Origin of the sequence: Pseudomonas sp. EL_65y_Pfl1_R83 (genome assembly GCF_963970695.1) — a bacterium.
In the GTDB taxonomy this organism is placed as follows: domain Bacteria; phylum Pseudomonadota; class Gammaproteobacteria; order Pseudomonadales; family Pseudomonadaceae; genus Aquipseudomonas; species Aquipseudomonas tritici.
In genome coordinates, this window is sequence record NZ_CAXAQI010000003.1 from 164,214 (window position 1) to 191,035 (window position 26,822).

Sequence of the window (26,822 nt, forward strand, 5' to 3'; positions counted from 1 at the left end):
CCCGCGTCCACATTTTTACCGCGTTCAACCTAACTTAGGCAGCCTGCTGGAACTGCTGGCGATACTGGTTCGGCGACAGTTCGGTGTGCTGCCTGAACAGCCGCGCAAAGAAACTCGCATCGTCATAACCCACCTCATAACTGATGGTCTTGATGCTCTTGCGGCTGCCCGAGAGCAGTCCCTTCGCCGTCTCAATTCGCAGCCGCTGCAGGTAATGCAGCGGCTTGTCACCCGTGGCGGTCTGGAAGCGGCGCATGAAATTGCGGATGCTCATGCCGTGTTCCCGTGCCACATCTTCGAAGCGAAATTTGTCTGCGAAATGCTCTTCGAGCCAATGCTGGATCTGCAGGATGATCACGTCCTGGTGCAGCTTCTGCCCGCCAAACCCAATGCGTCCAGGTGCATAGCTGCGCTGCACTTCGTAGAGGATGTCGCGGGCCACGGCCTGGGCGATGTTGGCGCCGCAGAAACGCTCGATCAAGTAGATGTAGAGGTCGCACGCCGAGGTGGTGCCGCCAGCGCAATACAGGTTGTCGGCGTCGGTGAGGTGCTTGTCCTGGTTGAGCTGGACCTTGGGGAAGCGCTCGCTGAAGGCGTTGAAGAAACGCCAGTAGGTGGTCGCCTCCTTGCCGTCGAGCAGGCCGGCTTCCGCCAGCCAGAACACCCCGGTGGCTTCGCCGCACAACACCGCACCGCGGGCATGTTGCTCGCGCAGCCACGGCAGCACTTGAGGGTAGCGCGCGCACAAGGCGTCGAAGTCATCCCAGAAGGCCGGTAATACGATGATGTCGGCGTCTTCCAGGCCGCCGTCCACCGGCATGATCACATCACTGAAGCTGCGCACCGAGTGCCCGTCGGGGCTGACCAGCCTTGTCTCGAACGCAGGGGTCAGGCCCTGGCCCAGTTGCTTGCCGTAACGCAGGCTGGCGAGGTGGAAAAAATCCTTGGCTTGCATGAGGGTTGAAGCGAATACCCGATCAATGGCCAAAATGCTGATGCGCCGCAACGGCGTGGAGATTTGGTTAGACATAATTTCATTTATTCTTATAGGGGAAAGTGGTCACCAGACGGCTGGATCGTCTTATTTTTTGTCGCATGTGTCCAGTGTCCCGTGATGCCTTCGCGGCATAGTCTCTGTGGGTTCGTCTTTGTCCGACAATCCATGCAGGTGACCCATGATTCCCAGAACCTTGTTCAGCCCGGAACACGAACTCTTCCGCGAAAGCGTGCGTACCTTCCTTGAAAAAGACGCCGCGCCGTTCCATGGGCAATGGGAGAAACAGGGCTACATCGACCGAAATTTGTGGAGCAAAGCGGGGGAGGCGGGGATGCTGTGTTCTCATCTGCCGGAGGAATACGGCGGGCTGGGCGCGGACTTTTTGTACAGCGCGGTGGTGATCGAGGAGATCAGCCGGCTGGGCCTCACTGGCATCGGTTTTTCCCTGCACTCGGATATTGTGGCGCCTTACATCCTGCATTACGGCAGTGAGGCGCTGAAGCACAAATACCTGCCCAAGTTGATCTCCGGCGAGAGGGTCACGGCTATTGCCATGACTGAACCGGGGGCGGGTTCCGACCTGCAAGGGGTCAAGACCACGGCGGTGCTGGAGGGCGATGAGTATGTGATCAATGGTTCCAAGACCTTCATCACCAACGGCTATCTGGCCGAGCTGGTAATAGTCGTCGCCAAGACCGACCCCAAGGCCGGCGCCAAAGGCATCAGTCTGTTTCTGGTGGAAGCCGACACGCCGGGGTTCGCCAAGGGCAAGCGCCTGGAGAAGGTAGGCATGAAGGCCCAGGACACATCGGAGCTGTTCTTCCAGGACGTGCGTGTGTCCAAGGAAAACCTGTTGGGCCAGGCGGGCATGGGCTTCGCGTACTTGATGCAGGAGTTGCCTCAGGAGCGATTGACGGTGGCGATCGGCGCGCTGTCGTCGGCCGAGGCGGCGTTGGCGTGGACCCTGGAATACACCCGCGAGCGCAAGGCGTTCGGCAAGGCGATTGCGGACTTCCAGAACACCCGCTTCAAGCTGGCGGAGATGGCCACCGAGATTCAGATCGGCCGCGTGTTTGTGGACAAGTGCATGGCGTTGCACCTGGAAGGCAAGCTGGATGTGCCTACGGCAGCGATGGCCAAGTATTGGGCCACGGACTTACAGTGCAAGGTGCTCGACGAGTGCGTGCAGCTGCACGGCGGCTACGGCTTCATGTGGGAATACCCGATCACCCGGGCCTGGGCGGATGCGCGGGTGCAGCGGATTTATGCGGGGACCAATGAGATCATGAAGGAAATTATTGCGCGGGCGCTTTGATGGTTTTGTAGCGATGCTTAGGACCTCTTCGCGAGCAAGCCCGCTCCCACATTCAACCGCATTACAAATGGATGTACTCGGTCAAATGTGGGGGCTGGCTTGCCTGCGATAGCGGTCTACCGGTCAATCAGGGAGCAGGATTTGGGTGATCCTTCTGAATCGCCTCAATCCCTTCCAGCACCTCCTTCGTGAGCTTCAGATCAGCACTGGCAATGTTGCTGTCCAACTGCTCCAGGCTTGTCGCCCCGATGATGTTGCTGGTCACAAACGGCTGCTGCGTGACAAACGCCAAGGCCATCTGTGCCGGGTCCAGACCATGCTCCCGAGCCAGCGCCACATAACGACTGCACGCCGCTTCCGACTGCGGGTTGAAGTAGCGGCTGAAGCGGCTGTATTCCGTCAGTCGTGCTTTTGCAGGGCGCGCGCCGTTCTCGTACTTGCCGCTGAGCATGCCGAACGCCAGTGGCGAATACGCCAGCAAACCGCACTGCTCACGAATCGCGACTTCCGCCAAACCCACCTCAAAACTGCGGTTGAGCAGGTTGTACGGGTTCTGGATCGACACCGCGCGGCTCCAGCCACGGGCTTCGGCCAGGGCGAGGAATTTCATGGTGCCCCACGGCGTTTCATTGGACAGGCCGATGTGGCGGATCTTGCCGGCTTTCACTTGCTCGTCCAGCGCTTCGAGGGTTTCCTCCAGCGGGGTGAGGTCGTCTTCGTCCTTGTGCTTGTAGCTCAGTTGGCCGAAGAAGTTGGTGCTGCGCTCCGGCCAGTGCAGTTGGTAAAGGTCGATCCAGTCGGTCTGCAGGCGCTTGAGGCTGGCATCCAGGGCTTCAACGATGTGCTTGCGGTTGTGGCGCAGGTGGCCGTCGCGGATGTAATCAATGGTGTTGCCGGGGCCGGCGATCTTGCTGGCAAGGATCCAGTCGGCGCGGTCGCCACGGCTTTTGAAGTAATTACCGATATAACGCTCGGTGGTGGCATAGGTGTCGGCCTTGGGCGGCACCGGGTACATTTCGGCCGTGTCGAGGAAGTTTATCCCCGCGGCCTTGGCTCGCTCGATCTGTGCGAAGGCCTCTGCCTCGCTGTTCTGCTCGCCCCAGGTCATGGTGCCCAAGGCTATCGCGCTCACATTCAGATCCGTACGGCCCAGCTGTCGATAATCCATCGGGTACTCCTTCAGGGAAAACAATCATAAAAGCAGGTTGAATTTTTTTTCGCAATCTGCATAATTGCCCACCTCTTTCTGCAGTGGAAGTGATGCGCCGTCTGCCGAAGAATCTTGCCGTTGAACGGACGCGCCGACCCGAGCCCCCGATAGCGTCTGTATCCGGCTGCCTTTGACTTGTCAAAGTACGCACTATTCAGTAAGATCCGCCGTCTAATTTACAGGGCGGCCCCTGAGGCTATTAAAGAATGACAACTTTTACTGCAAAACCGGAAACAGTTCAGCGCGACTGGTTTGTCGTCGACGCCGCTGGTCAGACCCTGGGTCGTCTGGCCACTGAAGTCGCCAGCCGTCTGCGTGGCAAGCACAAGCCTGAGTACACCCCTCACGTTGACACCGGTGACTACATCGTGATCATCAACGCTGAGCAGGTACGTGTTACCGGCAACAAAGCGCAAGACAAAATGTACTACCGTCACTCCGGTTTCCCAGGCGGTATCAAGTCTTCGAACTTCGAAGGTCTGATTTCCAAGAAGCCTGAAGCCCCGATCGAAATCGCGGTCAAAGGCATGCTGCCGAAGGGCCCACTGGGTCGCGATATGTTTCGCAAGCTGAAAGTCTATGCGGGCGCTGTACACCCTCATGCTGCTCAGCAGCCCCAAGAACTGAAGTTTTAACGGAATAGTTCATTATGTCGGCGACTCAAAATTACGGCACTGGCCGTCGCAAAACCGCAACCGCACGCGTTTTCCTGCGTCCGGGCACTGGTAACATCTCGATCAACAACCGCACTCTGGAAAACTTCTTCGGTCGCGAAACTGCCCGCATGGTAGTTCGTCAGCCGCTGGAACTGACCGAGACCGTTGAAAAGTTCGACATCTACGTCACCGTTATCGGTGGCGGTGTAAGTGGTCAAGCTGGCGCAATCCGCCACGGTATCACTCGCGCTCTGATGCAGTACGACGAAACCCTGCGTGGCGCTCTGCGCAAAGCTGGCTTCGTGACTCGTGATGCCCGTGAAGTTGAACGTAAGAAAGTCGGTCTGCGTAAAGCGCGTAAGCGTCCGCAGTACTCGAAGCGTTAATTCGCTTTACGTTCCACAAAGCGCCCAGCCTCCTCACGGAGCTGGGCGTTTTTTATTGCCTGCGATTTATGCATAAAAATCGCCGTGACAACTTGCCACATCCGTAGACCCCCTATACTACAAGGCCTGGAGGCGGAGCCCCGGGCAATTCCCTTGTCATACGTGGGGCTTTTCATTACCATTCGGCAAAATTTTTATAAGTTCAGATTTAATACTTAGTAGACGCCTGATTTAACAGGCCAAAAAGCTGATGGGAGAGGACTGAATGAGCAATGACGGCGTGAATGCAGGCCGGCGTCGCTTCTTGGTAGCAGCCACATCCGTGGTGGGTGCTGCAGGAGCGGTGGGGGCTGCGGTCCCGTTCGTGGGGTCATGGTTTCCCAGTGCCAAGGCGAAAGCCGCAGGTGCACCGGTGAAGGTGAATATCAGCAAAATCGAGCCAGGCCAGCAGATGATTGCTGAATGGCGCGGCCAGCCGGTTTTCATTGTTCGTCGTACAGAGGAAATCCTGGGGAATCTCAAGAAGATCGAGGGCCAGTTGTCTGACCCGAAGTCCGAGAAGTCCGACCAACCCGCCTACGCCAAGAACGAAGCACGTTCGATCAAGCCAGAGATCCTGCTGGTGGTTGGTCTGTGCACCCACCTGGGGTGCTCGCCGACCTTCCGCCCGGAAGTCGCTCCTGTGGACCTGGGCAAGGATTGGGTCGGAGGTTATTTCTGCCCCTGCCACGGTTCCCACTACGACCTCGCCGGCCGCGTCTACAAGTCCCAGCCTGCGCCTTTGAACTTGCCGGTTCCTCCGCACGAGTACGAATCTGACGACATCATTGTCATTGGCCTCGATAAGGAGAACGCGTCATGAGTAAGTTCATGGATTGGGTAGATGCGCGCTTCCCCGCCACTAAAATGTGGGAAGACCATCTCAGCAAATATTACGCGCCGAAAAACTTCAACTTCTTCTACTTCTTCGGCTCCCTGGCCCTGTTGGTGCTGGTCAACCAGATCGTCACCGGCGTATGGCTGACGATGAGCTACACGCCGTCGGCGGAGGAAGCGTTTGCTTCCGTCGAATACATCATGCGTGACGTCGAGTACGGCTCGATCCTGCGCCTGCTGCACTCCACGGGCGCGTCGGCGTTCTTTATCGTCGTGTATATGCACATGTTCCGTGGCCTGCTCTACGGTTCGTACCAGAAGCCGCGCGAGTTGGTGTGGGTCTTTGGCATGCTGATCTACCTGGCGCTGATGGCCGAAGCCTTCATGGGCTACCTGCTGCCCTGGGGCCAGATGTCGTACTGGGGCGCCCAGGTGATCATCTCGTTGTTCGGCGCGATCCCGGTAATCGGCAACGACCTGACCCAGTGGATTCGCGGTGACTACCTGATCTCTGGTATTACCTTGAACCGCTTCTTTGCGCTGCACGTTGTTGCCCTGCCGATCGTGATTCTCGGCCTGGTAGTGCTGCACATCCTGGCGCTGCACGAAGTGGGTTCCAACAACCCTGATGGCGTGGACATCAAGAAGCACAAGGACGAAAACGGCATCCCGCTGGACGGCATTCCGTTCCACCCTTACTACACCGTCAAAGACATTGTCGGCGTAGTGGTGTTCCTGTTCGTGTTCTGCTCGATCGTGTTCTTTTTCCCGGAGATGGGCGGTTATTTCCTGGAGAAACCTAACTTCGAACAGGCTAACGCCTTCAAGACACCTGAGCACATTGCCCCGGTCTGGTACTTCACGCCGTTCTACGCAATCTTGCGCGCAATCCCCGACAAACTCATGGGCGTGATCGCCATGGGCGCGGCCATTGCGGTGCTGTTCGTGTTGCCTTGGCTCGACCGCAGCCCGGTCAAGTCCATGCGCTACAAGGGCTGGCTGAGCAAGATCTGGCTGTGGGTGTTCTGCATTTCGTTCGTGATCCTGGGTGTGCTGGGCGTATTGGCGCCGACGCCTGAGCGTACGTTGCTGTCGCAGGTCTGCACCTTCCTGTACTTCGCCTACTTCATTCTGATGCCGTTCTATACCCGGCTCGAGAAGACCAAACCGGTTCCGGAAAGGGTGACTGGCTGATGAAAAAGTTATTTGTTGCATTGATGCTTGCGGCCTTGCCGCTACTGTCCTTCGCTGCCGAACACGGCGGCCCGGAACTGGAAAAAGTCGATATCGACGTCTCGGATAAAGCCGCCCTGCAAGACGGCGCGCGGACGTTCGCCAACTACTGCATGGGCTGTCACAGCGCCAAGTTCCAGCGTTATGAGCGTGTCGCCGATGACCTCGGCATTCCTCATGAAACGATGCTGGAGAAGCTGGTGTTCACCGGTGCCAAGATCGGCGACCACATGAACATCGGCATGAAGCCTGCGGATGCCAAGGCCTGGTTCGGTGCTGCACCGCCTGACCTGACCCTGGTGGCGCGCGTGCGCGGTACCGATTGGCTGTATGGCTACCTGAAATCCTTTTATGAAGACCCGGCGCGTCCTTACCAGGTCAACAACCGCGTGTTCCCGAACGTCGGCATGCCTAACGTTCTGGTCGGCCTGCAAGGCAAGCAAGTGGTAGGATGCAAGCAGATTCAGGTCGTTGAAGACGGCAAGAAGCAATACGATCCGTTGACCGGCACGCCCTTGACTCATGAAGCGTGCGATCAACTGACGATAGAGACTCCAGGTTCCCAGACTGAGGAGCAGTTCGACGGGACGGTCAAGAACCTCGTGACCTTCCTGGCCTACTCTGCCAACCCGGTCAAATTGCAGCATCAGCGCATCGGTACGTATGTGTTGCTGTACCTGGCTTTCTTCTTCGTATTCGCCTATCTGCTCAAACGCGAATACTGGAAGGATGTGCATTGATCCAACCGTAAGCAATTGCTGTTAATCTTGCGCGCCCAGCGGCATCTCTGAACACGTAGCGATCTGGTTGTGCCAGGCGTTATAGAGATGCTCTCTGGGCGCGCTCGTTTTTGAGCTTTCGATAATTTCAACACGCGAGGAGGACCGCCATGGGCGTGACCAACCGGTTGGCCTGTTACTCCGACCCCGCCGACCACTATTCCCACCGAGTACGCATCGTGCTCGCAGAGAAGGGTGTCAGCGCCGAGATCATCACTGTGGAGGCAGGTCGCCACCCACCGAAACTGATCGAAGTGAACCCTTACGGCAGCTTGCCCACCCTGGTCGATCGTGACCTGGCGTTGTGGGAGTCAACCGTGGTGATGGAATACCTGGATGAGCGTTACCCGCATCCACCTTTGCTGCCGGTGTACCCGGTGGCGCGTGCCAACAGCCGCCTGCTGATCCATCGGATCCAGCGTGACTGGTGTGGGCTGGTGGATCTGATTCTGGACACACGCAGTAAAGAGCCGGCACGAGTGCAGGCGCGTAAGGAATTGCGCGAGAGCCTGACCGGTGTTTCGCCGTTGTTCGCCGACAAACCTTTTTTCCTCAGCGAGGAACAAAGCTTGGTGGATTGCTGCCTATTACCGATACTCTGGCGCTTGCCGATTCTCGGTATTGAACTGCCGCGGCCGGCCAAGCCGCTGCTTGATTACATGGAGCGCCAGTTTGCGCGTGAGGCTTTCCAGGCGAGTCTGTCTGGTGTCGAACGCGATATGCGCTAAGGCTTAAGGAGCCGCTGATGAACTCCAGTCGACCCTACTTGGTCCGCGCGCTCTATGAGTGGATTGTGGACAACGATTGCACCCCGCACATGCTGGTCAATTCCGAATTTCCTGCGGTTCAGGTACCGGAGGGTTTTGCCAGTGATGGACAAATTGTGCTGAACGTATCGCCGAGTGCCGTGCGCCACCTGCACATGGACAACGAAGCCGTGAGCTTTGAAGGGCGTTTCGGCGGCGTACCGCATACGCTTTACGTGCCGACTGGCGCCATCCTCGGCATTTATGCCCGGGAGAACGGCCAAGGCATGGTGTTCGATCTGGAGTCGCCTTTCGAGGATGACGAAACGATCGAAGCAGAAGATGGCGACGATCTGCCGCCACCGGATTCCGAGCCACCGCGCCCTAGCGGCCGGCCGAGCCTGAAAGTCGTGAAGTAACCGGTTTTCACCCTCGGGTGAGCCTCAAAAATGCCTCGATCTGTGTCGGGGCATTTTTTTGCGCGCAGGATATCAATGAAAGTCGTGCCCGGGCAGTGATCGTACAACCGCCATGGGCTATGATGCGTGTTCAAGTTCGCCGAGAAAAATGGATCATCATGGATAACGCTGCCACCGCCCCTCGTCTTCCCCGCAAGCGTCGCAGCCTTGCCCAGGAATTGGTCACGGTGTTGTCCGAGCAGATCCGCGACGGTCAGCTCAAGCGTGGCGATAAACTGCCCACCGAGTCGGCGATCATGGATGCCCATGGGGTCAGCCGCACCGTGGTGCGTGAGGCCATCTCACGCTTGCAGGCGGCGGGGCAGGTCGAGACCCGTCACGGTATCGGCACGTTTGTGCTGGATACGCCGAGCCCAAGCGGCTTCCGTATCGACCCGGCCACGGTGGTAACGCTGCGTGATGTGCTGGCGATTCTGGAATTGCGGATCAGCCTGGAAGTGGAGTCCGCAGGGTTGGCCGCATTGCGTCGCAGCGACGAGCAACTGGCCGCCATGCGTGCGGCGCTCGATGCCCTGAATGAAAGCGCGGCCCATGCCGGCGATGCTGTAGCCTCCGATTTTGCGTTTCACCTCGAAATTGCGCTGTCGACCGGTAACCGCTACTTCACCGATATCATGACCCACCTGGGTACCAGCATCATTCCGCGTACGCGTTTGAATTCTGCGCGCTTGGCGCATGATGACCAGCAGCATTACATGGGGCGTTTGAGCCGCGAGCACGAAGAAATTTATGAGGCGATTGCGCGCCGGGATTCAGATGCGGCGCGGGCGGCAATGCGGTTGCATTTGACGAATAGTCGGGAGCGGCTGCGCCATGCTCATGAGGAGGCGGAGGCGCAGCGCCTTTAGAAAAGCCTATCAGGCAGCAGCCAACTCGAACTCAACGCCAGTGATGACATCGTTCTCCGAGTAGAACGTTTTACTCACAACGACAAAAAGGTGACCGTCCTGGTTGATATGGTCTCCTTTGTTGGGCAGTTCGCTGATGTCGATATTCGAAGTGCTGTTTTTCTTGGGGCCTTTGAATGTAACCGAAATTTTAGTCGCCATGATCAAGCCTCATTGAGTAACAGAAGATTGGGTGAGCACCGCACGTCTCGTGCGGGCTCAATCACCTTAGGATGGCTGGAAATGCCGCGACACTGTCAGAATTCACAGTTCTGACGAGCGGTGTCAAACGCGCATGAGGCTTTGCTCAACTCAAGGCTGCGGGTTATTCGGCGTGTAGTCCCTCAACAACAGATACGTACTCCACCCCCACCAATCATTCGTCCAGTGCTTGTCGTTCAAGTCATTCACATCCTTGCGCCTCAGCACCTTTTCACCCTCTACCTTAAACAGCGGTGAGAAGTTATTCGCCGGGTTCTGCGCGGCATTCAGGTCCGGCACATGCAGCGGTGCCTTGAAGTTGGCCGGGGAGGGCGGAACACCACTGATGAAGGTGTCGAAGACCTCATCCGCCGAGGCCTGCACCGCACGTTTTACCTGCGTCCGGTTGTCCGCGTCGATGGCGTCGAAGTAGCGTTTATCCCCATAAGCGTGCCACTGATCTCCCAGGGCATTGCGCACCTTGAGCCCGAACGTGCTGTCTTCATCGTGCATGAAACGGCTGATCAGCGAGCCCAATTCACCGGGCGTTACCACTGCCGCCAACTGCTTGCGCGGGACCCGCAAGTGGCCTGCGGAAAACAGATCGGTCAAAAAGTGATCAGCAAAGCTGTTCATGGCATACGCCAGTTCCAGGGCCTGGTCGGTGCCGGTTTGGTGAGCCACCACGGCTTGTTGCAGCGCCGCCGTATGCCCCGCCAAATAGGCCGACAGCGCCCATTCGCCGAAGTGGTCGGCATTGTCCGCCGCCAGTTTCAGGTAGCGGCCCAACGGGACAAGCGCCGAAACAGCGCTGCCACCCCCAGTGATGCGGTTCCATTCCTCAGACAGCGTATCGCCCAGGGCGTCATAGGCTTGATGAGCCTGCTTGCCGTCCTTTATTGCCTGTTTGACCGCAGTGATCTCCTTTTGCATCACCGCCAGGATCTTGTGTGCTTCTTCTCGCGAAGCGGGCAGCACGGCCAGCGAGTTGAAAGCGCCAGTGAAGCGCTGCACGCGCTCTGCCGGGGATGCACCATCGCTGATGGGCTGGCCGGGGATGCCATAGAAGTCGCCGCCCAGGGCGATCACTTGGCCATAGGTGAGCGCCAAGCCGTTGGGCAGGTGCAGTTCGACTTGGCGCGCGGGGATCGCCGGTGCGTCCTTGACGAAGCGCAACAGGGTGTCATCGCCGATGGCAGTGTGTTCACCGCCTTCGAAACGTAGGGTAGGCGGGTTTTTTTCGGGTGCCGCGAGTTCAAGACCTGACATGTTAGCTCCTTGCTATGTCGTAAAAATCTTCCGTGATTGCTGTATGTTCGTACAGTATTGGCGAGCTTAGAGGAAAATTTTCCTACGTCAAGAAGGCGGCTCTAAACACCTTGCGGATGAAGTTTGATGAATTGCAGTTGACGAATATTTTTATAGTTGTACGATGACGTACGACATCACCAAAACCAACAATAACCTTTCGACAGAAAGTCTTTACCCAGGGTGTTCGAATAATGAATCCACAAGAACTGAAGTCCATCCTCTCCCACGGTCTGCTCTCTTTCCCGGTGACCGATTTCAATGCCCAGGGAGACTTTCACCAGGCGGGCTACATCAAGCGTTTAGAGTGGCTGGCACCGTATGGCGCGACCGCCTTGTTCGCGGCCGGCGGCACTGGTGAGTTTTTCTCCCTCGCTGCCAGCGAATATTCCCAGGTGGTGAAAACCGCCGTTGATACCTGCGCGACCAGCGTGCCGATCCTCGCCGGCGTGGGCGGTTCGACCCGACAAGCTATCGAGTACGCTCAAGAAGCCGAGCGTCTGGGGGCCAAAGGCCTGCTGTTGCTGCCGCACTACCTCACCGAAGCCAGCCAAGACGGCGTTGCCGCTCACGTTGAAGCGGTGTGCAAATCGGTCAAGATCGGCGTGGTGGTCTACAACCGCAATGTCTGCCGCCTGACCGCACCGCTGCTGGAACGTCTGGCCGAGCGCTGTCCGAACCTGATCGGCTACAAAGACGGCCTGGGTGACATTGAGTTGATGGTGTCGATCCGCCGTCGCCTGGGTGACCGTTTCAGCTACCTTGGCGGCCTGCCGACGGCAGAGGTTTACGCCGCTGCCTACAAGGCCTTGGGCGTACCGGTGTACTCCTCGGCGGTGTTCAACTTCATCCCGAAAACCGCGATGGATTTCTATCACGCGATTGCCCGCGAAGATCACGCTACCGTTGGCAAAATCATCGACGACTTCTTCCTGCCATACCTGGACATCCGTAACCGCAAATCCGGTTATGCCGTGAGTATCGTCAAGGCCGGTGCAAAAATCGCAGGCTATGACGCCGGCCCGGTGCGTACGCCGCTGACCGACCTGTTGCCGGAAGAGTACGAAGCCCTGGCCGCGCTGATCGACAAGCAAGGCCCGCAATAACCTATCTATAAGGCCGCTGAGCAATCAGCGGCCTTTTGCGTCAGGAGAAGATTCGTGTCCCAAGCCCAACGTTTTGACAACTACATCAACGGCCAATGGGTGGCCGGCGCTGACTATTGCGTCAACGTCAACCCGTCGGAGTTGTCCGATGTCATTGGTGAATACGCCAAGGCTGATGTCGCCCAAGTCAACGCCGCCATCGATGCTGCTCGCGCGGCGTTCCCGGCCTGGTCCACTTCCGGCATTCAAGCGCGCCACGATGCCTTGGATAAAGTCGGCAGCGAAATCCTCGCGCGCCGCGAAGAGCTCGGCACCTTGCTGGCTCGGGAAGAAGGCAAGACCCTGCCCGAGGCCATCGGCGAAGTGACCCGTGCCGGTAACATTTTCAAGTTCTTCGCCGGCGAATGCCTGCGCTTGTCCGGTGACTACGTGCCGTCGGTACGCCCAGGCGTCAACGTTGAGGTCACTCGCGAAGCCTTGGGAGTGGTCGGCCTGATCACTCCGTGGAACTTCCCGATTGCCATCCCCGCGTGGAAGATCGCCCCAGCCCTGGCCTACGGCAACTGCGTAGTGATCAAACCTGCTGAACTGGTACCGGGCTGCGCCTGGGCCCTGGCCGAAATCATCTCGCGCGCCGGTTTCCCTGCCGGTGTATTCAACCTGGTGATGGGCAGCGGTCGTGTGGTGGGCGATGTGCTGGTCAACAGCCCGAAAGTCGATGGCATCAGCTTCACTGGTTCTGTCGGTGTAGGTCGCCAGATCGCTGTCAGCTGTGTCTCGCGCCAGGCCAAAGTGCAATTGGAAATGGGCGGCAAGAACCCGCAGATCATCCTCGACGACGCCGACCTCAAGCAGGCCGTCGAGCTCTCGGTACAGAGCGCGTTCTACTCCACCGGCCAGCGTTGCACCGCCTCCAGCCGCTTGATCGTCACCGCCGGTATTCACGACCAGTTCGTCGCGGCCATGGCTGAGCGCATGAAGTCGATCAAAGTCGGCCACGCCTTGAAAAGCGGCACCGATATCGGCCCGGTCGTTTCCCAGGCCCAGTTGGACCAGGACCTCAAGTACATCGACATCGGCCAAAGTGAAGGTGCGCGGCTGGTCAGCGGTGGCGGCCTGGTGACCTGTGATACCGAAGGCTACTACCTGGCGCCGACGCTGTTTGCCGACAGCGAAGCCGCCATGCGCATCAGCCGTGAAGAAATCTTTGGCCCAGTCGCCAACGTTGTGCGCGTGGCGGACTACGAAGCGGCGCTGGCCATGGCCAACGACACCGAGTTCGGTTTGTCGGCGGGCATTGCCACTACTTCGCTGAAGTACGCCAACCACTTCAAACGCCACTCCCAGGCCGGGATGGTGATGGTCAACCTGCCAACCGCGGGTGTGGATTATCACGTTCCATTCGGTGGCCGTAAGGGCTCATCCTATGGTTCGCGTGAGCAAGGTCGCTATGCACAAGAGTTCTACACCGTGGTGAAGACCAGCTACATCGGTTCGTAACAGCGACACCAGGTGGGGGCCAGATGCCTGCTGGCTCCCCCAACAAAAAAACAGAAAACCATTACCCGCAAAAAAAATAATTAGTGGGAGTACTTCTACATGCAAGCGACCAAGCCGACCCACGTCCGCTATTTGATCCTGCTCATGCTGTTCCTGGTGACCACGATCAACTACGCCGACCGGGCCACCATCGCCATCGCAGGCTCCAGCCTGCAAAAAGACCTCGGTATCGACGCGGTCACCCTCGGTTACATCTTCTCCGCATTCGGTTGGGCCTACGTGGCCGGGCAAATCCCCGGCGGCTGGCTGCTGGACCGTTTCGGCTCGAAAAAAGTCTATGCCCTGAGCATCTTCACCTGGTCACTGTTCACCGTGCTGCAAGGCTATGTCGGTGAGTTCGGCGTCTCCACCGCCGTTGTTGCGCTGTTTATGCTGCGCTTCATGGTGGGCCTGGCCGAAGCGCCATCCTTCCCCGGTAACGCACGTATCGTGGCAGCGTGGTTCCCTACCGCAGAGCGCGGTACCGCCTCGGCGATCTTCAACTCAGCGCAGTACTTTGCCACTGTGTTGTTCGCGCCACTGATGGGCTGGATCGTCTACCGCTTTGGCTGGCAGCACGTGTTTATCGTGATGGGCGTGATCGGCATTACCTTCTCGCTGATCTGGCTGAAAGTTATCCACAGCCCGCGCCAGCACCCGCTGATCAACGAAGCAGAGCTCAATCACATCGCCGCCAACGGCGCGATGGTCGATATGGATCAGGACAAAGGCAAGGGCAAGAAAACTGACGGTCCGAAGTGGGATTACATCCGCCAGCTGCTGACCAACCGCATGATGCTCGGCGTCTATTTGGGCCAGTACTGCATCAACGGCATCACTTATTTCTTCCTGACGTGGTTCCCTGTGTACCTGGTGCAGGACCGTGGCATGACCATCCTCAAGGCGGGTTTCATCGCCTCGTTGCCAGCGATCTGCGGGTTTATCGGTGGCGTGCTCGGTGGGGTGATTTCCGACTACCTGCTGCGCAAGGGCCATTCCCTGACGTTCGCGCGCAAAGCGCCGATCATTGCCGGCCTGTTGGTCTCCAGCAGCATCATCGCGTGTAACTACGTTGACGTTGAGTGGATGGTCGTGGGCTTCATGGCGTTGGCCTTCTTCGGCAAAGGCGTTGGCGCACTGGGTTGGGCGGTAGTGTCCGACACTTCGCCGAAACAAATCGCCGGCCTCAGTGGCGGCTTGTTCAACACCTTCGGTAACCTGGCGTCGATCACCACCCCGATTGTCATCGGCTACATCATCGCCACCACCGGTTCGTTCAAGTGGGCCCTGGTGTTCGTCGGCGCCAACGCGCTGGTGGCGGTATTCAGCTACTTGGTCATCGTCGGTCCGATCAAGCGTGTGGTGCTCAAAGAGCCACCAGCCAAAGGCCCAGAGCTGACCAACCTTACCGAAGCGCATTCCTGAGGGGCGATGTAATGCAGTTGATTGAACATGCCGACTCGCCGCGCTCGATTCGTTTGCACGAGCGCGACAACGTGGTGATCGTGGTCAATGACCAGGGTGTACCGGCCGGGACGGAGTTTCCGGATGGCCTGGTGACCGTGGATTTCATCCCCCAGAGCCACAAGGTGACCTTGGAAGATATCCCTGAAGGCGGTCAGATAATTCGCTACGGCCAGACCATCGGTTACGCCTTGGCGCCGATTCCGCGCGGCAGTTGGGTGCAGGAAGATCAACTGCGCATGCCGACCGCGCCGCCGCTGGACAGCTTGCCGCTGTCCACCGAGGTGCCTGAGACCCAGGCGCCGCTGGAAGGGTTTACGTTCGAGGGATACCGCAATGCCGACGGCACCGTGGGCACGCGCAATATCCTCGGCATCACCACTACGGTGCAGTGCGTCACCGGGGTGCTGGACCATGCGGTCAAGCGCATCAAGGATGAGTTGCTGCCCAAGTACCAACATGTCGACGACGTAGTGGCGCTGACCCACAGCTACGGCTGCGGGGTGGCGATCACGGCGACGGATGCCTACATCCCGATCCGTACCGTGCGCAACCTGGCGCGCAACCCGAACCTGGGGGGCGAAGCACTCGTGATCAGTCTGGGCTGTGAGAAATTGCAGGCCGGGCAGGTCATGCACGATAACGACAGCTCCGTCGACCTCAGCGAGCCGTGGCTGTATCGGCTGCAGGACTCCAGCCACGGTTTCACCGAAATGATCGAGCAGATCATGGCGCTGGCCGAGACGCGCCTGAAGAAACTCGATCAGCGTCGCCGGGAAACCGTGCCGGCGTCCGAGCTGATCCTGGGCATGCAGTGTGGTGGCAGCGATGCATTTTCCGGCATCACCGCCAACCCGGCACTGGGCTACGCCTCGGATTTGCTGTTGCGGGCGGGGGCGACGGTGATGTTTTCCGAAGTCACTGAAGTCCGTGATGCCATCTACCTGCTGACTTCGCGTGCAGAGAGCAAGGAAGTTGCCCAGGAACTGGTCAGGGAAATGGACTGGTACGACCGTTACCTGGCCAAGGGCGAAGCGGATCGCAGTGCCAACACCACGCCGGGCAACAAGAAGGGCGGCTTGTCGAACATCGTCGAGAAGTCCTTGGGCTCTATCGTCAAATCCGGCAGCAGCGCAATTAATGGTGTACTGGGCCCGGGCGAGCGTTTCAAGGGCAAGGGCCTGATCTTTTGCGCCACGCCGGCCAGTGACTTTGTGTGCGGTACCTTGCAACTGGCGGCGGGGATGAACCTGCATGTGTTCACCACCGGGCGTGGCACGCCTTATGGGCTGGCGATGGCGCCGGTGGTGAAGGTGTCGACCCGTACGGAGCTGGCGCAGCGCTGGCCCGACCTCATCGATATCGACGCCGGGCGTATTGCCACTGGGCGCGCGAGCATCGAGGAGTTGGGTTGGGAGTTGTTTCACTTCTACCTGGATGTGGCCAGCGGCAAAAAGCAGACGTGGGCCGAGCATCACAAGCTGCATAACGACATCACCTTGTTTAACCCTGCGCCTATTACTTGAGACCGAGTCGCCAGCTTCGCGAGCAAGCCCGCTCCCACATTCGACCGCGTTCATGCTGGAGGAATGCGGTCAAAATGTGGGGGCGGGCTTGCTCGCGAAAGCGGTAGACCAGACGAAGCGGCCCACACTGGCTTATCATTAGCCACCTAACGACGCTCACCAAGGTTCTCCCCGGCATGCTGGCAATTTTCCTCACCACCCTCACCATCACCGCGCCGGTGTTTACCATGCTGTTTCTCGGTGTGCTGCTCAAGCGCATCCACTGGATCAACGACAACTTTATCCACACGGCTTCATCCCTGGTGTTCAACGTCACCATGCCGGCGTTGCTGTTCCTCGGCATCCTGCATGCCGACCTGCATTCGGCGCTCAAGCCGGGCTTGCTGATTTACTTTTCCGTCGCCACCTTGCTCAGCTTTGCCCTGGCTTGGGGCTGGGCGATCTTTAGATGCAAGCGTGAAGACCGAGGCATCTACACCCAAGGCGCGTTTCGCGGCAACAACGGGGTGATCGGCCTGGCGCTCGCGGCCAGTATGTACGGCGACTACGGCATCTCCCTCGGTGCGATCCTCGCGGCGCTGGTGATCCTGTTCTACAACACGCTGTCGACCATTGTGCTGGCGGTGTACAGCCCGGTGATCAAGTCCGACCCATGGAGCATCTTCAAAAGTGTGGCGGCCAACCCGCTGATCATCAGTGTGATCGTGGCTGCGCCGTTCGCCTATTTTCAGATCGGCCTGCCGGGCTGGCTGGAAAAATCTCTGCAGTACCTGGCAGACACTACGTTGCCACTGGCGTTGATCTGCATTGGCGGCACGTTGTCCTTGGCGGCGCTGCGCAAGAGCGGCAACATGGCGTTGAGCGCGAGCTTGATGAAAATGGTCTGGCTCCCGGTCGTCGCCACTCTGGGGGCATGGTGGCTTGGCTTCCGAGGGCCAGAGTTGGGGATTCTGTTCCTGTACTTCGGCGCACCGACTGCCGCTGCAAGCTTCGTGATGGCGAGGGCAGCTGACGGTAACCATGAATTGGCGGCGGCGATTATCGTAATCACCACGCTGATAGCGGCGGTGACTACGAATATCGGGATCTTTGTGTTGCAGGCCGGTGGTTGGATCTGAGATCGGTGGTGTGGTTCAGGGCCAATCGCAGGCAAGCCCGCTATCTGACAGTCACTGCTTATCGGCCTGATACGCCTCAATCACTTCCTGCGCCGCCCGAAACGCATCAATCGCCGCCGGCACACCGGCATACACCGCGCAATGCAGCAGCGCCTCGCGGATCTCTTCCACCGTACAACCATTATTCAGTGCGCCCCGCACGTGGCCCTTGAGTTCCTGCGGGCACTTCAGCGCGGTCAGGGCGGCGAGGGTGATCAGGCTGCGGGTTTTCAGCGATAAACCTTCGCGGTTCCACACACTGCCCCAGGCATGTTCGTTGACGAAGTCCTGCAGCGGCTGGGTGAACTCAGTGGCATTGCCCAGGGCGCGGTCGACGAACACATCGCCCATGACCTGGCGACGCATTTCAACCCCGGGCTTTTTCTGATCGGTCATTGCGATTCCCTCTTGTGTTGGCGGCGCCAGGCTCGCAGCGTGCTGAACAACAGAAAAGCCACCAGCACTGGCAGGACATAAAACACCATCAGTTGTTCAAGCTTGTTGGCCAGTGGCATACCGGTGGTGAACGCCATTACGTGCAGCCCGTAGGCCAGGTATAGGCCCAGCAGCACCAGGCCTTCGGCGCGAGTCAGGCGGTAGCCGGTATAGAACATCGGCAGGCACAGGACCACGACAGCCAGCATCACCGGCAGGTCGAAGTCCAGAGCGTTGGGCGATACTGACAGCGGCGAAGGGGCGAGCACGGCGGTCAAGCCCAAGACGCCAAGCAGGTTGAACAGGTTGCTGCCGATCACGTTGCCCACGGCAATTTCCCGCTGCCCGCGCAGGGCGGCAATCAGCGAAGTCGCCAGGCACGGCAGCGAGGTGCCGACGCCGATCAGCGTCAGGCCAATCACGCGCTCCGACAGGCCCAGATCGCCCGCCACATCCACCGCTGCGCCCAGCAGCAAATGCCCGGCCAGCACCAGGATCAACAACCCGCTGAGCATCTGCAGCACGCTGCTCAGCCAGGGCGCGCGGGCCACTGTATCCAGCGTGCGTGGGCGGCGAGAGTGACGGGTCTGGTAGTGCAAAACGCCGAGGTAAGCGGCCAGGGCCACGAGCAGCAACAGGCCGTCGGTTGGGGTAAGTTCTTCATTGCCCGCCAGGGTAAACACCAGCAGCCCGGCCAGGATCATCACCGGGATGTCCAGGCGCACCAGCTGCCGCGAGACTCGCAGCGGAATGATCAGCGCCGACAGGCCCAGGGTCACCAGGATGTTGAAGATGCTGCTGCCGATTACGCTGCCCACGGCGATGTCCGTATTGCCCGCCAGGGTGGCTTGCAGGCTGACGGTCATCTGTGGCGCGCTGCTGCCGAAGGCGACAATCGTCAGGCCGATGATCAGCGGCCGTACCTTGAGGCTTGCGGCCAGGCGCACGGCGGCGCGCACCAGGATTTCGGCGCCGATGATCAGCAGCAAGAGGCCGCTGACCAATTCCAGCAGGCTCCAGGGTGAGAGAGCGGTTAGTCCGAAAATGGCCAGGCCTCCATCGTCAGTTGCTCAAGGCTTGTACGCGCACCCGCGCTGTACCGCTGCTGATCATGCCCAACTGCTCGGCAGCCTTGCGTGAAAGATCGATCAAGCGCCCACGGGTGTGCGGGCCGCGATCATTGATGCGGACAACCACGGATTTGTCGTTGTCGAGATTGGTGACCTTGACCTGGGTGCCGAACGGTAATCGCCGGTGGGCGGCGGTCAGGCCGTATTGGTTGAAGGGTTCACCGCTGGCAGTCTTATTGCCGTGGTGTTTGGCGCCGTAATAGGAGGCGGTGCCGGTTTCGTCATAGCCGTTGGGGTTGATGACGCCGCTGGCGCAACCGGCCAGTAGAGAGAACAAGGCCAGTAGGCCAAGTAGACGCTTCATTTTCAAGATGCCCCATAACAAATGTGGGAGCTGGCTTGCCTGCGATGCAAACGACTCGGTGTCTCAAGAACACCGAGGTGATGCAATCGCAGGCAAGCCAGCTCCCACAGGGTATCCGGGCTGGAAGTGAAAGCTGCGCCCGGACCATTCATCGCTATCAGCCTTCAAGCTTGCTTTTCAGCAGCTCGTTCACCTGTTGCGGGTTGGCCTTGCCTTTGGAGGCTTTCATCGCCTGGCCCACAAAGAAGCCGAACATCTTGCCGCGCTTGGCTTCGTCTGCCGCACGGTATTGCTCGACCTGCTCGGCATTGGCCGCGAGCATTTCATCGAGTACGGCCGAGATCGCGCCGCTGTCGGTGACTTGCTTGAGGCCACGCTTCTCGATGATCTCGTCCGCGCTGCCTTCACCGCTGGCCATGGCTTCAAACACGGTCTTGGCGATTTTGCCGGAGATGGTGTTGTCCTTGATGCGCAGCAGCATGCCGCCCAGCTGCTCGGCGGAGACCGGCGCTTCGTCGATTTCCAGGCCCTGCTTGTTCAGCAGGCTGCCCAGCTCAACCATCACCCAGTTGGCCGCCAGCTTGGCGTCACCGGCAATGCTCACGACTTTTTCAAAGTAGTTGGCTTGTTCGCGGCTGGAGGCCAAAACGCTGGCATCGTAGACCGACAGGCCAAACTGCTCCTGGAAGCGCTCGCGTTTTTGCTGCGGCAACTCCGGCAGGGTGGCGCGCACGTCATTGAGGAACGAATCCTCGATGACCACCGGCAACAGGTCCGGGTCGGGGAAGTAACGGTAGTCGTTGGCTTCCTCTTTGCTGCGCATGGCGCGGGTTTCGTCTTTGTTCGGGTCGTACAGGCGGGTTTGTTGGATGACCTTGCCGCCGTCTTCGATCAGTTCGATCTGGCGACGCACTTCGCTGTTGATCGCCTTCTCGATGAAGCGGAACGAGTTGACGTTCTTGATCTCGCAGCGGGTGCCGTACTCGGATTGGCCCTTAGGACGGATCGACACGTTGCAGTCGCAGCGCAGCGAGCCTTCGGCCATGTTGCCGTCGCAGATGCCTAGGTAGCGCACCAGCGCGTGGATCGTCTTGACGTAGGCCACGGCTTCCTTGGCGCTGCGCATGTCCGGTTCGGAGACGATTTCCAGCAATGGCGTACCGGCACGGTTCAGGTCGATACCGGTCGCGCCCGGGAATTCTTCGTGCAGGCTCTTGCCGGCATCTTCTTCCAGGTGGGCGCGGGTGACGCCGACGCGCTTGATGGTGCCGTCTTCCAGAGGTATGTCCAGGTGGCCCTTGCCGACGATCGGCAATTCCATCTGGCTGATCTGGTAGCCCTTGGGCAGGTCCGGGTAAAAGTAGTTCTTGCGCGCGAACACGTTGTGCTGGCCGATCTCGGCGTCAATCGCCAGGCCGAACATCACCGCCATGCGCACCGCTTCCTGGTTCAGCACCGGCAGTACGCCGGGCATGCCCAGGTCTACCAGGCTGGCCTGTGTGTTGGGCTCGGAGCCGAACGTGGTGGCGCTACCGGAGAAAATCTTCGATTGGGTGGCGAGCTGGGTATGAATTTCCAGCCCGATCACAACTTCCCATTGCATAGTGTTCTCCTCAGAAGCCGGTAGGGGGGCGGGTGTGCCAGTCAGTGTTCAACTGGTACTGGTGCGCCACATTGAGCAGGCGGCCTTCCTGGAAATACGGGGCGAGCAATTGCACGCCCACCGGCAGGCCATCGACGAAACCGGCAGGCATGGACAAGCCCGGCAAGCCCGCGAGGTTGGCGGTGATGGTGTACAGGTCTTCCAGGTACTCGGCGATCGGGTCGCCGGTCTTGGCGCCGATCTTCCAGGCTGGGTTCGGCGTGGTTGGGCCGAGGATCACGTCGACGTTTTCAAAGGCTGCCATGAAGTCGTTCTTGACCAGGCGACGGATTTTCTGCGCCTTGAGGTAGTACGCGTCGTAGTAGCCAGCCGACAGGGCGTAGGCGCCGACCATGATGCGGCGTTGCACTTCGGCACCGAAGCCTTCGCCACGCGAGCGCTTATAAAGGTCGGTGAGGTCTTTCGGGTTTTCGCAGCGGTAGCCGAAGCGCACGCCATCGAAGCGCGACAGGTTGGATGACGCTTCTGCCGGGGCGATCACGTAGTACGCTGGAATCGCGTGCTGGTTGTTCGGTAGGCTGATTTCTTTGATCACGGCACCGAGGCCTTCCAGCGTCTTGACGCTGTTGTGCACCAGCTCCGCGATACGCGGGTCGAGGCCGGCGCTGAAGTATTCCTTTGGCACGCCGATGCGCAGGCCTTTGAGCGAGGTGTTCAGGCTGGCGCTGTAGTCCGGCACGGGCTCATCGATGCTGGTGGAGTCCTGCTTATCGAACCCTGCCATGCCTTGTAACAAAATCGCGCAGTCTTCAGCCGTGCGTGCCAGCGGGCCACCCTGATCGAGGCTGGACGCGTAGGCGATCATGCCCCAGCGGGAAACGCGACCGTACGTCGGCTTCAAACCGGTGAGGTTGGTGAACGCGGCCGGCTGGCGAATCGAGCCGCCGGTATCGGTGGCGGTGGCGGCGGGCAGGAAGCGCGCAGCCACTGCGGCAGCCGAACCACCGGAGGAACCGCCGGGCACGTGGTCCAGGTTCCAGGGGTTTTTCACTGCGCCGTAGTAGCTCGACTCGTTGGCCGACCCCATGGCGAATTCGTCCATGTTGGTCTTGCCCAGGGTCACGGCGCCGGCGGCGGCCAGCTTGGACACCACGGTGGCGTCGTAGGGCGCCTTGAAGTTGTCGAGCATCTTCGAGCCGCAGCTGGTGCGAATGCCCTGGGTGCAGAACAAGTCCTTGTGGGCAATAGGTGCGCCCAGCAGCGCGCCATTTTCACCGTTGGCGCGACGTGCGTCGGCAGCCTTGGCCTGGCTCAGGGCCAGCTCTTCGGTGAGGCTGATGAAGCTGTTAACCTTTGGATCGAGCTCGGCGATACGCGCAAGCAGGGTCTTGGTCAGCTCTTCGGAAGAAAACTTTTTGTCGGCGAGACCGCGGGCGATCTCGGCCAGAGTCATGTGATGCATTGCAGGCTCTTTCCCTTTAGTCGATGACTTTCGGAACCAGGTACAGGCCGTTTTCGACCGCTGGCGCGATGGACTGGTAAGCCTCGCGATTATTATGCTCGGTCACGACGTCTGCGCGCAGGCGCTGGCTGGCTTCCAGTGGATGAGCCAGGGGCTCGATGCCGTCGGTATTCACGGCCTGCATTTGGTCGACCAGCCCGAGAATACTGTTCAGGGCTGCGGTGGTCTGTGGAAGATCGGCATCATTAAGGCCAAGCGAGGCCAGATGCGCGATTTTTTCCACGTCGGAGCGTTCAAGTGTCATGGGAATCTCCAGTGGAAAACAGAACGGAGGCTGTCCGTGTGTTAGATTGTCGGAACACTACCGCATTTCTACGGTCTTACGGCCGCGATTGTGGGGGTTGGTGCACAGAAAGTCGGCCAATTTAGCACATTGGCGCCTTGCCCAAAATCCCTGTCGTTGTTAGAGTTTGCCGCACTTTTTTACCCACGCGTTGCCTAGGGTCCCTTTCCCATGTTCAAGAAACTGCGTGGCATGTTTTCCAGCGATCTTTCCATTGACCTGGGCACTGCCAACACCCTTATTTACGTGCGCGAGCGCGGTATCGTCCTGAATGAGCCATCAGTTGTGGCCATTCGGACCCATGGTAATCAGAAAAGTGTCGTTGCCGTCGGCACCGAGGCCAAGCGCATGCTCGGCCGCACACCAGGCAATATTGCCGCCATTCGTCCGATGAAAGATGGCGTGATCGCTGACTTCAGTGTCTGCGAGAAGATGCTGCAGTACTTCATCAACAAGGTTCATGAAAACAGTTTCCTGCAGCCCAGCCCTCGTGTGCTGATCTGCGTTCCGTGCAAGTCCACCCAGGTTGAGCGTCGTGCCATCCGTGAATCGGCCCTCGGCGCCGGTGCCCGCGAAGTGTTCCTGATCGAAGAGCCAATGGCTGCTGCGATCGGTGCCGGCCTGCCGGTTGAAGAAGCCCGCGGTTCGATGGTGGTGGATATCGGTGGTGGTACCACTGAAATCGCCCTGATTTCCCTGAACGGTGTGGTGTATGCCGAATCCGTACGTGTAGGCGGCGACCGTTTCGACGAAGCGATCATCACCTATGTGCGTCGTAACTACGGCAGCCTGATTGGTGAGTCCACTGCTGAGCGCATCAAGCAGGAAATCGGTACCGCTTACCCGGGCGGCGAAGTGCGCGAAGTTGATGTTCGCGGTCGCAACCTGGCCGAAGGCGTTCCACGTGCTTTCACTCTGAACTCCAATGAAGTGCTGGAAGCTCTGCAAGAGTCCCTGGCCACCATTGTTCAGGCTGTGAAGAGCGCCCTGGAGCAATCGCCGCCGGAATTGGCTTCCGACATCGCCGAGCGTGGCTTGGTGTTGACCGGTGGTGGCGCCTTGCTGCGCGACCTCGACAAACTGCTGGCCCAGGAAACCGGCCTGCCGGTGATCGTCGCCGAAGACCCGCTGACCTGCGTCGCCCGTGGCGGTGGCCGTGCACTGGAAATGATGGATAAACACACCATGGACCTGCTCTCCAGCGAATGAGTCATTGCTGGTAAGCCCATGTTTCGCCAACAGGCAGCACTTTGCAGTGCTGCCTGTTGGCGTTTATCTTCTTCAATCTGCATCCAGGCCGGTTAGATGCCGTATGAATAAAGAGAACATTTGTCTGGGAGGAGCGGCCTATTAAACCGCTTTTCGCCAAAGGCCCCTCATTGGGCGTGCGCCTGTTGGTGCTGGTCGTGCTTTCGGTCGCGCTGATGGTGGTCGATGCCCGCTTCGCATTGCTTAAGCCCGTGCGCAGCCGGATGTCGCTGGTGTTGATGCAGGCTTACTGGATCACCGACCTGCCGCAACGTCTGTACCAGGGCGTGGCCAGCCAATTTGGCAGCCGCACTGAGCTGGTTGCCGAGAACGAAAAACTCAAGACCGAAAACCTGCTGTTGCAGGGGCGCATGCAAAAGCTCGCGGCCCTCACCGAACAGAATGTTCGGCTGCGCGAGTTGCTTAATTCCTCCGCGTTGGTCAACGAAAAGGTCGAAGTGGCCGAGTTGATCGGCATGGACCCCAACCCCTTTACCCACCGCATCATCATCAACAAAGGTGAGCGCGACGGTGTGGTCCTCGGCCAGCCGGTGCTTGATGCACGTGGCCTGATGGGCCAGGTGGTTGAGCTGATGCCCTACACCTCGCGGGTATTGCTGCTGACGGACACCACTCACAGCATTCCAGTGCAGGTCAACCGCAACGGCCTGCGTGCGATTGCTAGCGGCACCGGCAACCCCGAGCGCCTGGAACTGCGCCATGTGGCCGATACCGCCGACATCAAGGAAGGCGACCTGTTGGTCAGCTCCGGCCTGGGTCAGCGTTTCCCGGCGGGTTATCCGGTGGCGACGGTGAAGGAAGTGATCCACGATTCCGGTCAGCCGTTCGCCATTGTGCGTGCCGTACCAACTGCCGCCTTGAACCGCAGTCGCTACCTGCTGCTGGTGTTCAGCGACAATCGCACCCCGGAAGAGCGTGCCAACGACGCCGCCCAGGCTCAGGAAGCGGAGGACCAGAAGAACGGCACGGCGCCGATCATTCCGGCCGCCGCGCCTAAGCCTGCCGCTGCCGCACCGGCTTTGCCGGCGGTGACTCCGGCTGTGGCCACGCCCGTCAAGCCAGTGGCGCACCCGGTTAAACCGGCCGCGACCAAACCACCTGCGTCGACGCCGGCTGCTGCAACCCCCGCGACTAAACCGCCTGCTGCTCCGGCTGCGCGCCCAGCCGCTACCGCCCCGGCAACCACGCGGCAGAGGGAGGAATAATGGCCGGTACTCATTCGCAAAATGGCTGGATTGTCTGGCTGACTTTCGCCATCGGTTTGCTGCTCAGCGTTTCGCCGCTGCCACAGTTCATGGAAATTTTGCGCCCGCTCTGGTTGGCGCTGTTGCTGGCTTTCTGGTCGCTGAACCTACCGCATAAAGTCGGTATGGTCACCGCCATGTTCCTGGGTCTGGCGGAAGATGTGCTCTATGGCACCTTGCTGGGCCAGAACGCGTTGATCCTGACCCTGATCACTTTCCTGGTGCTGTCGTTGCAGCAGCGTCTGCGCATGTTCCCGATGTGGCAGCAGTGCCTGGTGATCCTGGTTATCTTCGGCCTGGCGCAGCTTGTTCAGCTGTGGCTAAGCGCCTTGACCGGTAACCGGCAGCCGACCCTTGCGCTGGTGTTGCCGGCCCTGGTCAGCGCCTTGCTGTGGCCATGGATCAGTTTCGGCCTGCGTGGGTTGTGTCGTCGCTATAAGATCAATTGAATGGATTGCGAGGCTCTGCCTGGTTATCGAACCCTACAGGGAGAGTCTGCAATGAACTCGCTTTACCTGGCCTCGGGCTCACCGAGGCGGCGTGAACTGCTGACCCAGATCGGTGTGCCCTTCACCGTGGTCAGCGCCGCCATTGATGAAACCCCTCTTTCAAACGAATCTGCTGTTTCCTACGTCGAGCGTTTAGCGCGGGGCAAGGCAGCGGCGGGTTTTGCTGCGCTTGAACGCCCTGCTGGCGCCTGTGTGCTGGGGGCCGATACTGCGGTGATCGTCGAGGGCCTAATCCTCGGCAAACCCGCGGACCAAGCCGATGCCTTGGCGATGTTGATGGCCCTGTCGGGGCGTGAACACGAAGTGCTCACTGCCATATCCCTTACCGACGGCCAGCGTTGCGAAACCCGATGTGTCAGCAGTCGTGTCCTTTTTCGTGGGATTTCTGTCGAGGAGGCTACAACCTACTGGCACAGCGGTGAACCTCAGGACAAAGCAGGCAGCTATGCTATCCAAGGGTTGGGTTCGGTGTTTGTCGCCGGCCTCAATGGCAGTTATTCCGCCGTGGTAGGGCTGCCGGTGTGCGAAACCGCGCAACTGCTCGACCAATTCGGCATACCCTGTTGGCAAAACCTTACCGCGCGCTGAACGCCTTTACTTGCGCGCCCAGCCTTAAGCGACCGGTCACTATTGTGAAAACGCCTGAACGAGACCTAGC

General features: G+C 59.3%; 28 protein-coding genes. 18 read left to right on the forward strand and 10 right to left on the reverse strand.

Annotation, left to right across the window (positions count from 1 at the left end; genetic code table 11):
- Positions 1-34 precede the first annotated feature (34 nt).
- Complete coding sequence (locus tag AACY08_RS05150; RefSeq protein WP_339455585.1) at positions 35-955, reverse strand: GlxA family transcriptional regulator; 921 nt, start codon at positions 953-955, stop codon at positions 35-37.
- Positions 956-1,175: 220 nt separating this feature from the next.
- Here AACY08_RS05150 and AACY08_RS05155 point away from each other — a divergent pair, with 220 nt between their 5' ends.
- On the forward strand, positions 1,176-2,312 hold the full coding sequence (locus AACY08_RS05155) for an acyl-CoA dehydrogenase family protein (protein ID WP_339468453.1): 1,137 nt from the start codon (positions 1,176-1,178) through the stop codon (positions 2,310-2,312).
- Positions 2,313-2,439: 127 nt separating this feature from the next.
- On the opposite strand, the gene AACY08_RS05160 is transcribed toward AACY08_RS05155, so the two are convergent.
- Entirely contained in the window at positions 2,440-3,480 is a 1,041-nt protein-coding gene (locus AACY08_RS05160; RefSeq protein ID WP_339417456.1) for an NADP(H)-dependent aldo-keto reductase, read from the reverse strand.
- A gap of 248 nt (positions 3,481-3,728) precedes the next feature.
- On the opposite strand from AACY08_RS05160, the gene rplM reads away from it, so the two are divergent.
- The 8 genes from rplM to AACY08_RS05200 all read left to right on the forward strand — a co-directional run bounded on the left by rplM (position 3,729) and on the right by AACY08_RS05200 (position 9,525).
- On the forward strand, positions 3,729-4,157 hold the full coding sequence (gene rplM, locus AACY08_RS05165) for a 50S ribosomal protein L13 (RefSeq protein WP_003171742.1): 429 nt from the start codon (positions 3,729-3,731) through the stop codon (positions 4,155-4,157).
- A 14-nt stretch (positions 4,158-4,171) separates the two neighbouring features.
- Positions 4,172-4,564 carry a 30S ribosomal protein S9 gene (gene rpsI, locus AACY08_RS05170; RefSeq protein WP_003216038.1) on the forward strand — a complete coding sequence of 131 codons (393 nt, stop codon included), beginning with the start codon at positions 4,172-4,174 and terminating at the stop codon, positions 4,562-4,564.
- 265 nt (positions 4,565-4,829) lie between these two features.
- Positions 4,830-5,426: a ubiquinol-cytochrome c reductase iron-sulfur subunit gene (petA, locus tag AACY08_RS05175; RefSeq protein WP_339417458.1), complete on the forward strand. Its 597-nt coding sequence runs from the start codon at positions 4,830-4,832 to the stop codon at positions 5,424-5,426.
- Positions 5,423-6,634 (forward strand): cytochrome b, encoded by a 1,212-nt coding sequence (locus tag AACY08_RS05180; protein WP_032877803.1) that lies wholly within the window; start codon positions 5,423-5,425, stop codon positions 6,632-6,634. Before petA ends, AACY08_RS05180 begins: the two co-directional genes overlap by 4 nt.
- Positions 6,634-7,413: a cytochrome c1 gene (locus AACY08_RS05185; RefSeq protein ID WP_065879619.1), complete on the forward strand. Its 780-nt coding sequence runs from the start codon at positions 6,634-6,636 to the stop codon at positions 7,411-7,413. Before AACY08_RS05180 ends, AACY08_RS05185 begins: the two co-directional genes overlap by 1 nt.
- A 149-nt stretch (positions 7,414-7,562) precedes the next feature.
- Positions 7,563-8,180 carry a glutathione S-transferase N-terminal domain-containing protein gene (locus AACY08_RS05190; protein WP_339417462.1) on the forward strand — a complete coding sequence of 206 codons (618 nt, stop codon included), beginning with the start codon at positions 7,563-7,565 and terminating at the stop codon, positions 8,178-8,180.
- 17 nt (positions 8,181-8,197) lie between these two features.
- Entirely contained in the window at positions 8,198-8,617 is a 420-nt protein-coding gene (locus tag AACY08_RS05195; protein ID WP_339417464.1) for a ClpXP protease specificity-enhancing factor, read from the forward strand.
- A gap of 158 nt (positions 8,618-8,775) precedes the next feature.
- Entirely contained in the window at positions 8,776-9,525 is a 750-nt protein-coding gene (locus AACY08_RS05200; RefSeq protein ID WP_339468455.1) for a FadR/GntR family transcriptional regulator, read from the forward strand.
- 9 nt (positions 9,526-9,534) lie between these two features.
- On the opposite strand, the gene AACY08_RS05205 is transcribed toward AACY08_RS05200, so the two are convergent.
- Both AACY08_RS05205 and AACY08_RS05210 read right to left on the reverse strand, forming a co-directional pair.
- A complete protein-coding gene (locus AACY08_RS05205) occupies positions 9,535-9,726 on the reverse strand; it encodes a hypothetical protein (RefSeq protein ID WP_339468456.1) in 192 nt (63 codons plus the stop codon).
- Positions 9,727-9,876: 150 nt separating this feature from the next.
- Positions 9,877-11,034: a phospholipase gene (locus AACY08_RS05210; protein ID WP_339468457.1), complete on the reverse strand. Its 1,158-nt coding sequence runs from the start codon at positions 11,032-11,034 to the stop codon at positions 9,877-9,879.
- A 233-nt stretch (positions 11,035-11,267) separates the two neighbouring features.
- Here AACY08_RS05210 and kdgD point away from each other — a divergent pair, with 233 nt between their 5' ends.
- From kdgD to AACY08_RS05235, 5 genes are all read left to right on the forward strand, one after another.
- Positions 11,268-12,179 carry a 5-dehydro-4-deoxyglucarate dehydratase gene (gene kdgD / locus AACY08_RS05215; protein WP_049710004.1) on the forward strand — a complete coding sequence of 304 codons (912 nt, stop codon included), beginning with the start codon at positions 11,268-11,270 and terminating at the stop codon, positions 12,177-12,179.
- Positions 12,180-12,233: 54 nt separating this feature from the next.
- A complete protein-coding gene (locus AACY08_RS05220) occupies positions 12,234-13,679 on the forward strand; it encodes an aldehyde dehydrogenase family protein (protein ID WP_339468458.1) in 1,446 nt (481 codons plus the stop codon).
- 99 nt (positions 13,680-13,778) lie between these two features.
- Positions 13,779-15,143: an MFS transporter gene (locus AACY08_RS05225; RefSeq protein ID WP_339417471.1), complete on the forward strand. Its 1,365-nt coding sequence runs from the start codon at positions 13,779-13,781 to the stop codon at positions 15,141-15,143.
- An 11-nt stretch (positions 15,144-15,154) separates the two neighbouring features.
- A complete protein-coding gene (gene garD / locus AACY08_RS05230) occupies positions 15,155-16,708 on the forward strand; it encodes a galactarate dehydratase (RefSeq protein ID WP_339468459.1) in 1,554 nt (517 codons plus the stop codon).
- A 176-nt stretch (positions 16,709-16,884) separates the two neighbouring features.
- On the forward strand, positions 16,885-17,826 hold the full coding sequence (locus AACY08_RS05235) for an AEC family transporter (protein ID WP_339468460.1): 942 nt from the start codon (positions 16,885-16,887) through the stop codon (positions 17,824-17,826).
- A gap of 51 nt (positions 17,827-17,877) precedes the next feature.
- Here the strand turns inward: AACY08_RS05235 and AACY08_RS05240 are convergent, their stop codons facing one another.
- The 6 genes from AACY08_RS05240 to gatC form a co-directional block, all read right to left on the reverse strand.
- Positions 17,878-18,261 carry a carboxymuconolactone decarboxylase family protein gene (locus tag AACY08_RS05240; protein WP_339417475.1) on the reverse strand — a complete coding sequence of 128 codons (384 nt, stop codon included), beginning with the start codon at positions 18,259-18,261 and terminating at the stop codon, positions 17,878-17,880.
- Positions 18,258-19,304, reverse strand: a complete 1,047-nt coding sequence (locus tag AACY08_RS05245; protein ID WP_339468461.1) for a calcium/sodium antiporter — start codon at positions 19,302-19,304, stop codon at positions 18,258-18,260. Before AACY08_RS05245 ends, AACY08_RS05240 begins: the two co-directional genes overlap by 4 nt.
- 58 nt (positions 19,305-19,362) lie before the next feature.
- The gene (locus AACY08_RS05250; RefSeq protein ID WP_339468462.1) at positions 19,363-19,734 is read right to left on the reverse strand and encodes a septal ring lytic transglycosylase RlpA family protein; all 372 of its coding nucleotides are present in this window, start codon (positions 19,732-19,734) and stop codon (positions 19,363-19,365) included.
- A gap of 157 nt (positions 19,735-19,891) precedes the next feature.
- Positions 19,892-21,337 carry an Asp-tRNA(Asn)/Glu-tRNA(Gln) amidotransferase subunit GatB gene (gene gatB / locus AACY08_RS05255; RefSeq protein WP_339417480.1) on the reverse strand — a complete coding sequence of 482 codons (1,446 nt, stop codon included), beginning with the start codon at positions 21,335-21,337 and terminating at the stop codon, positions 19,892-19,894.
- 10 nt (positions 21,338-21,347) lie between these two features.
- Entirely contained in the window at positions 21,348-22,799 is a 1,452-nt protein-coding gene (gatA, locus tag AACY08_RS05260) for an Asp-tRNA(Asn)/Glu-tRNA(Gln) amidotransferase subunit GatA (protein WP_339468463.1), read from the reverse strand.
- A 16-nt stretch (positions 22,800-22,815) separates the two neighbouring features.
- Positions 22,816-23,103: an Asp-tRNA(Asn)/Glu-tRNA(Gln) amidotransferase subunit GatC gene (gene gatC, locus AACY08_RS05265; RefSeq protein WP_049709995.1), complete on the reverse strand. Its 288-nt coding sequence runs from the start codon at positions 23,101-23,103 to the stop codon at positions 22,816-22,818.
- A gap of 210 nt (positions 23,104-23,313) precedes the next feature.
- Here gatC and mreB point away from each other — a divergent pair, with 210 nt between their 5' ends.
- The 4 genes from mreB (at position 23,314) to AACY08_RS05285 (ending at position 26,752) form a co-directional block, all read left to right on the forward strand.
- Positions 23,314-24,351, forward strand: a complete 1,038-nt coding sequence (mreB, locus tag AACY08_RS05270; RefSeq protein ID WP_002555108.1) for a rod shape-determining protein MreB — start codon at positions 23,314-23,316, stop codon at positions 24,349-24,351.
- A gap of 140 nt (positions 24,352-24,491) precedes the next feature.
- A complete protein-coding gene (gene mreC / locus AACY08_RS05275; protein WP_339468671.1) occupies positions 24,492-25,616 on the forward strand; it encodes a rod shape-determining protein MreC in 1,125 nt (374 codons plus the stop codon).
- Entirely contained in the window at positions 25,616-26,104 is a 489-nt protein-coding gene (mreD, locus tag AACY08_RS05280) for a rod shape-determining protein MreD (protein WP_339468464.1), read from the forward strand. The genes mreC and mreD overlap by 1 nt, the downstream gene beginning before the upstream one ends.
- Positions 26,105-26,155: 51 nt before the next feature.
- Positions 26,156-26,752 carry a Maf family protein gene (locus AACY08_RS05285; RefSeq protein WP_339468465.1) on the forward strand — a complete coding sequence of 199 codons (597 nt, stop codon included), beginning with the start codon at positions 26,156-26,158 and terminating at the stop codon, positions 26,750-26,752.
- Positions 26,753-26,822: the final 70 nt, after the last annotated feature.

Bases quoted from the DNA above. Each gene is read 5' to 3' on its own strand.
- AACY08_RS05150 (WP_339455585.1), bottom strand. From the start codon at position 955: ATGCAAGCCAAGGATTTTTTCCACCTCGCCAGCCTGCGTTACGGCAAG.
- AACY08_RS05155 (WP_339468453.1), top strand. From the start codon at position 1,176: ATGATTCCCAGAACCTTGTTCAGCCCGGAACACGAACTCTTCCGCGAA.
- AACY08_RS05160 (WP_339417456.1), bottom strand. From the start codon at position 3,480: ATGGATTATCGACAGCTGGGCCGTACGGATCTGAATGTGAGCGCGATA.
- rplM (WP_003171742.1), top strand. From the start codon at position 3,729: ATGACAACTTTTACTGCAAAACCGGAAACAGTTCAGCGCGACTGGTTT.
- rpsI (WP_003216038.1), top strand. From the start codon at position 4,172: ATGTCGGCGACTCAAAATTACGGCACTGGCCGTCGCAAAACCGCAACC.
- petA (WP_339417458.1), top strand. From the start codon at position 4,830: ATGAGCAATGACGGCGTGAATGCAGGCCGGCGTCGCTTCTTGGTAGCA.
- AACY08_RS05180 (WP_032877803.1), top strand. From the start codon at position 5,423: ATGAGTAAGTTCATGGATTGGGTAGATGCGCGCTTCCCCGCCACTAAA.
- AACY08_RS05185 (WP_065879619.1), top strand. From the start codon at position 6,634: ATGAAAAAGTTATTTGTTGCATTGATGCTTGCGGCCTTGCCGCTACTG.
- AACY08_RS05190 (WP_339417462.1), top strand. From the start codon at position 7,563: ATGGGCGTGACCAACCGGTTGGCCTGTTACTCCGACCCCGCCGACCAC.
- AACY08_RS05195 (WP_339417464.1), top strand. From the start codon at position 8,198: ATGAACTCCAGTCGACCCTACTTGGTCCGCGCGCTCTATGAGTGGATT.
- AACY08_RS05200 (WP_339468455.1), top strand. From the start codon at position 8,776: ATGGATAACGCTGCCACCGCCCCTCGTCTTCCCCGCAAGCGTCGCAGC.
- AACY08_RS05205 (WP_339468456.1), bottom strand. From the start codon at position 9,726: ATGGCGACTAAAATTTCGGTTACATTCAAAGGCCCCAAGAAAAACAGC.
- AACY08_RS05210 (WP_339468457.1), bottom strand. From the start codon at position 11,034: ATGTCAGGTCTTGAACTCGCGGCACCCGAAAAAAACCCGCCTACCCTA.
- kdgD (WP_049710004.1), top strand. From the start codon at position 11,268: ATGAATCCACAAGAACTGAAGTCCATCCTCTCCCACGGTCTGCTCTCT.
- AACY08_RS05225 (WP_339417471.1), top strand. From the start codon at position 13,779: ATGCAAGCGACCAAGCCGACCCACGTCCGCTATTTGATCCTGCTCATG.
- garD (WP_339468459.1), top strand. From the start codon at position 15,155: ATGCAGTTGATTGAACATGCCGACTCGCCGCGCTCGATTCGTTTGCAC.
- AACY08_RS05235 (WP_339468460.1), top strand. From the start codon at position 16,885: ATGCTGGCAATTTTCCTCACCACCCTCACCATCACCGCGCCGGTGTTT.
- AACY08_RS05240 (WP_339417475.1), bottom strand. From the start codon at position 18,261: ATGACCGATCAGAAAAAGCCCGGGGTTGAAATGCGTCGCCAGGTCATG.
- AACY08_RS05250 (WP_339468462.1), bottom strand. From the start codon at position 19,734: ATGAAGCGTCTACTTGGCCTACTGGCCTTGTTCTCTCTACTGGCCGGT.
- gatB (WP_339417480.1), bottom strand. From the start codon at position 21,337: ATGCAATGGGAAGTTGTGATCGGGCTGGAAATTCATACCCAGCTCGCC.
- gatA (WP_339468463.1), bottom strand. From the start codon at position 22,799: ATGCATCACATGACTCTGGCCGAGATCGCCCGCGGTCTCGCCGACAAA.
- gatC (WP_049709995.1), bottom strand. From the start codon at position 23,103: ATGACACTTGAACGCTCCGACGTGGAAAAAATCGCGCATCTGGCCTCG.
- mreB (WP_002555108.1), top strand. From the start codon at position 23,314: ATGTTCAAGAAACTGCGTGGCATGTTTTCCAGCGATCTTTCCATTGAC.
- mreD (WP_339468464.1), top strand. From the start codon at position 25,616: ATGGCCGGTACTCATTCGCAAAATGGCTGGATTGTCTGGCTGACTTTC.
- AACY08_RS05285 (WP_339468465.1), top strand. From the start codon at position 26,156: ATGAACTCGCTTTACCTGGCCTCGGGCTCACCGAGGCGGCGTGAACTG.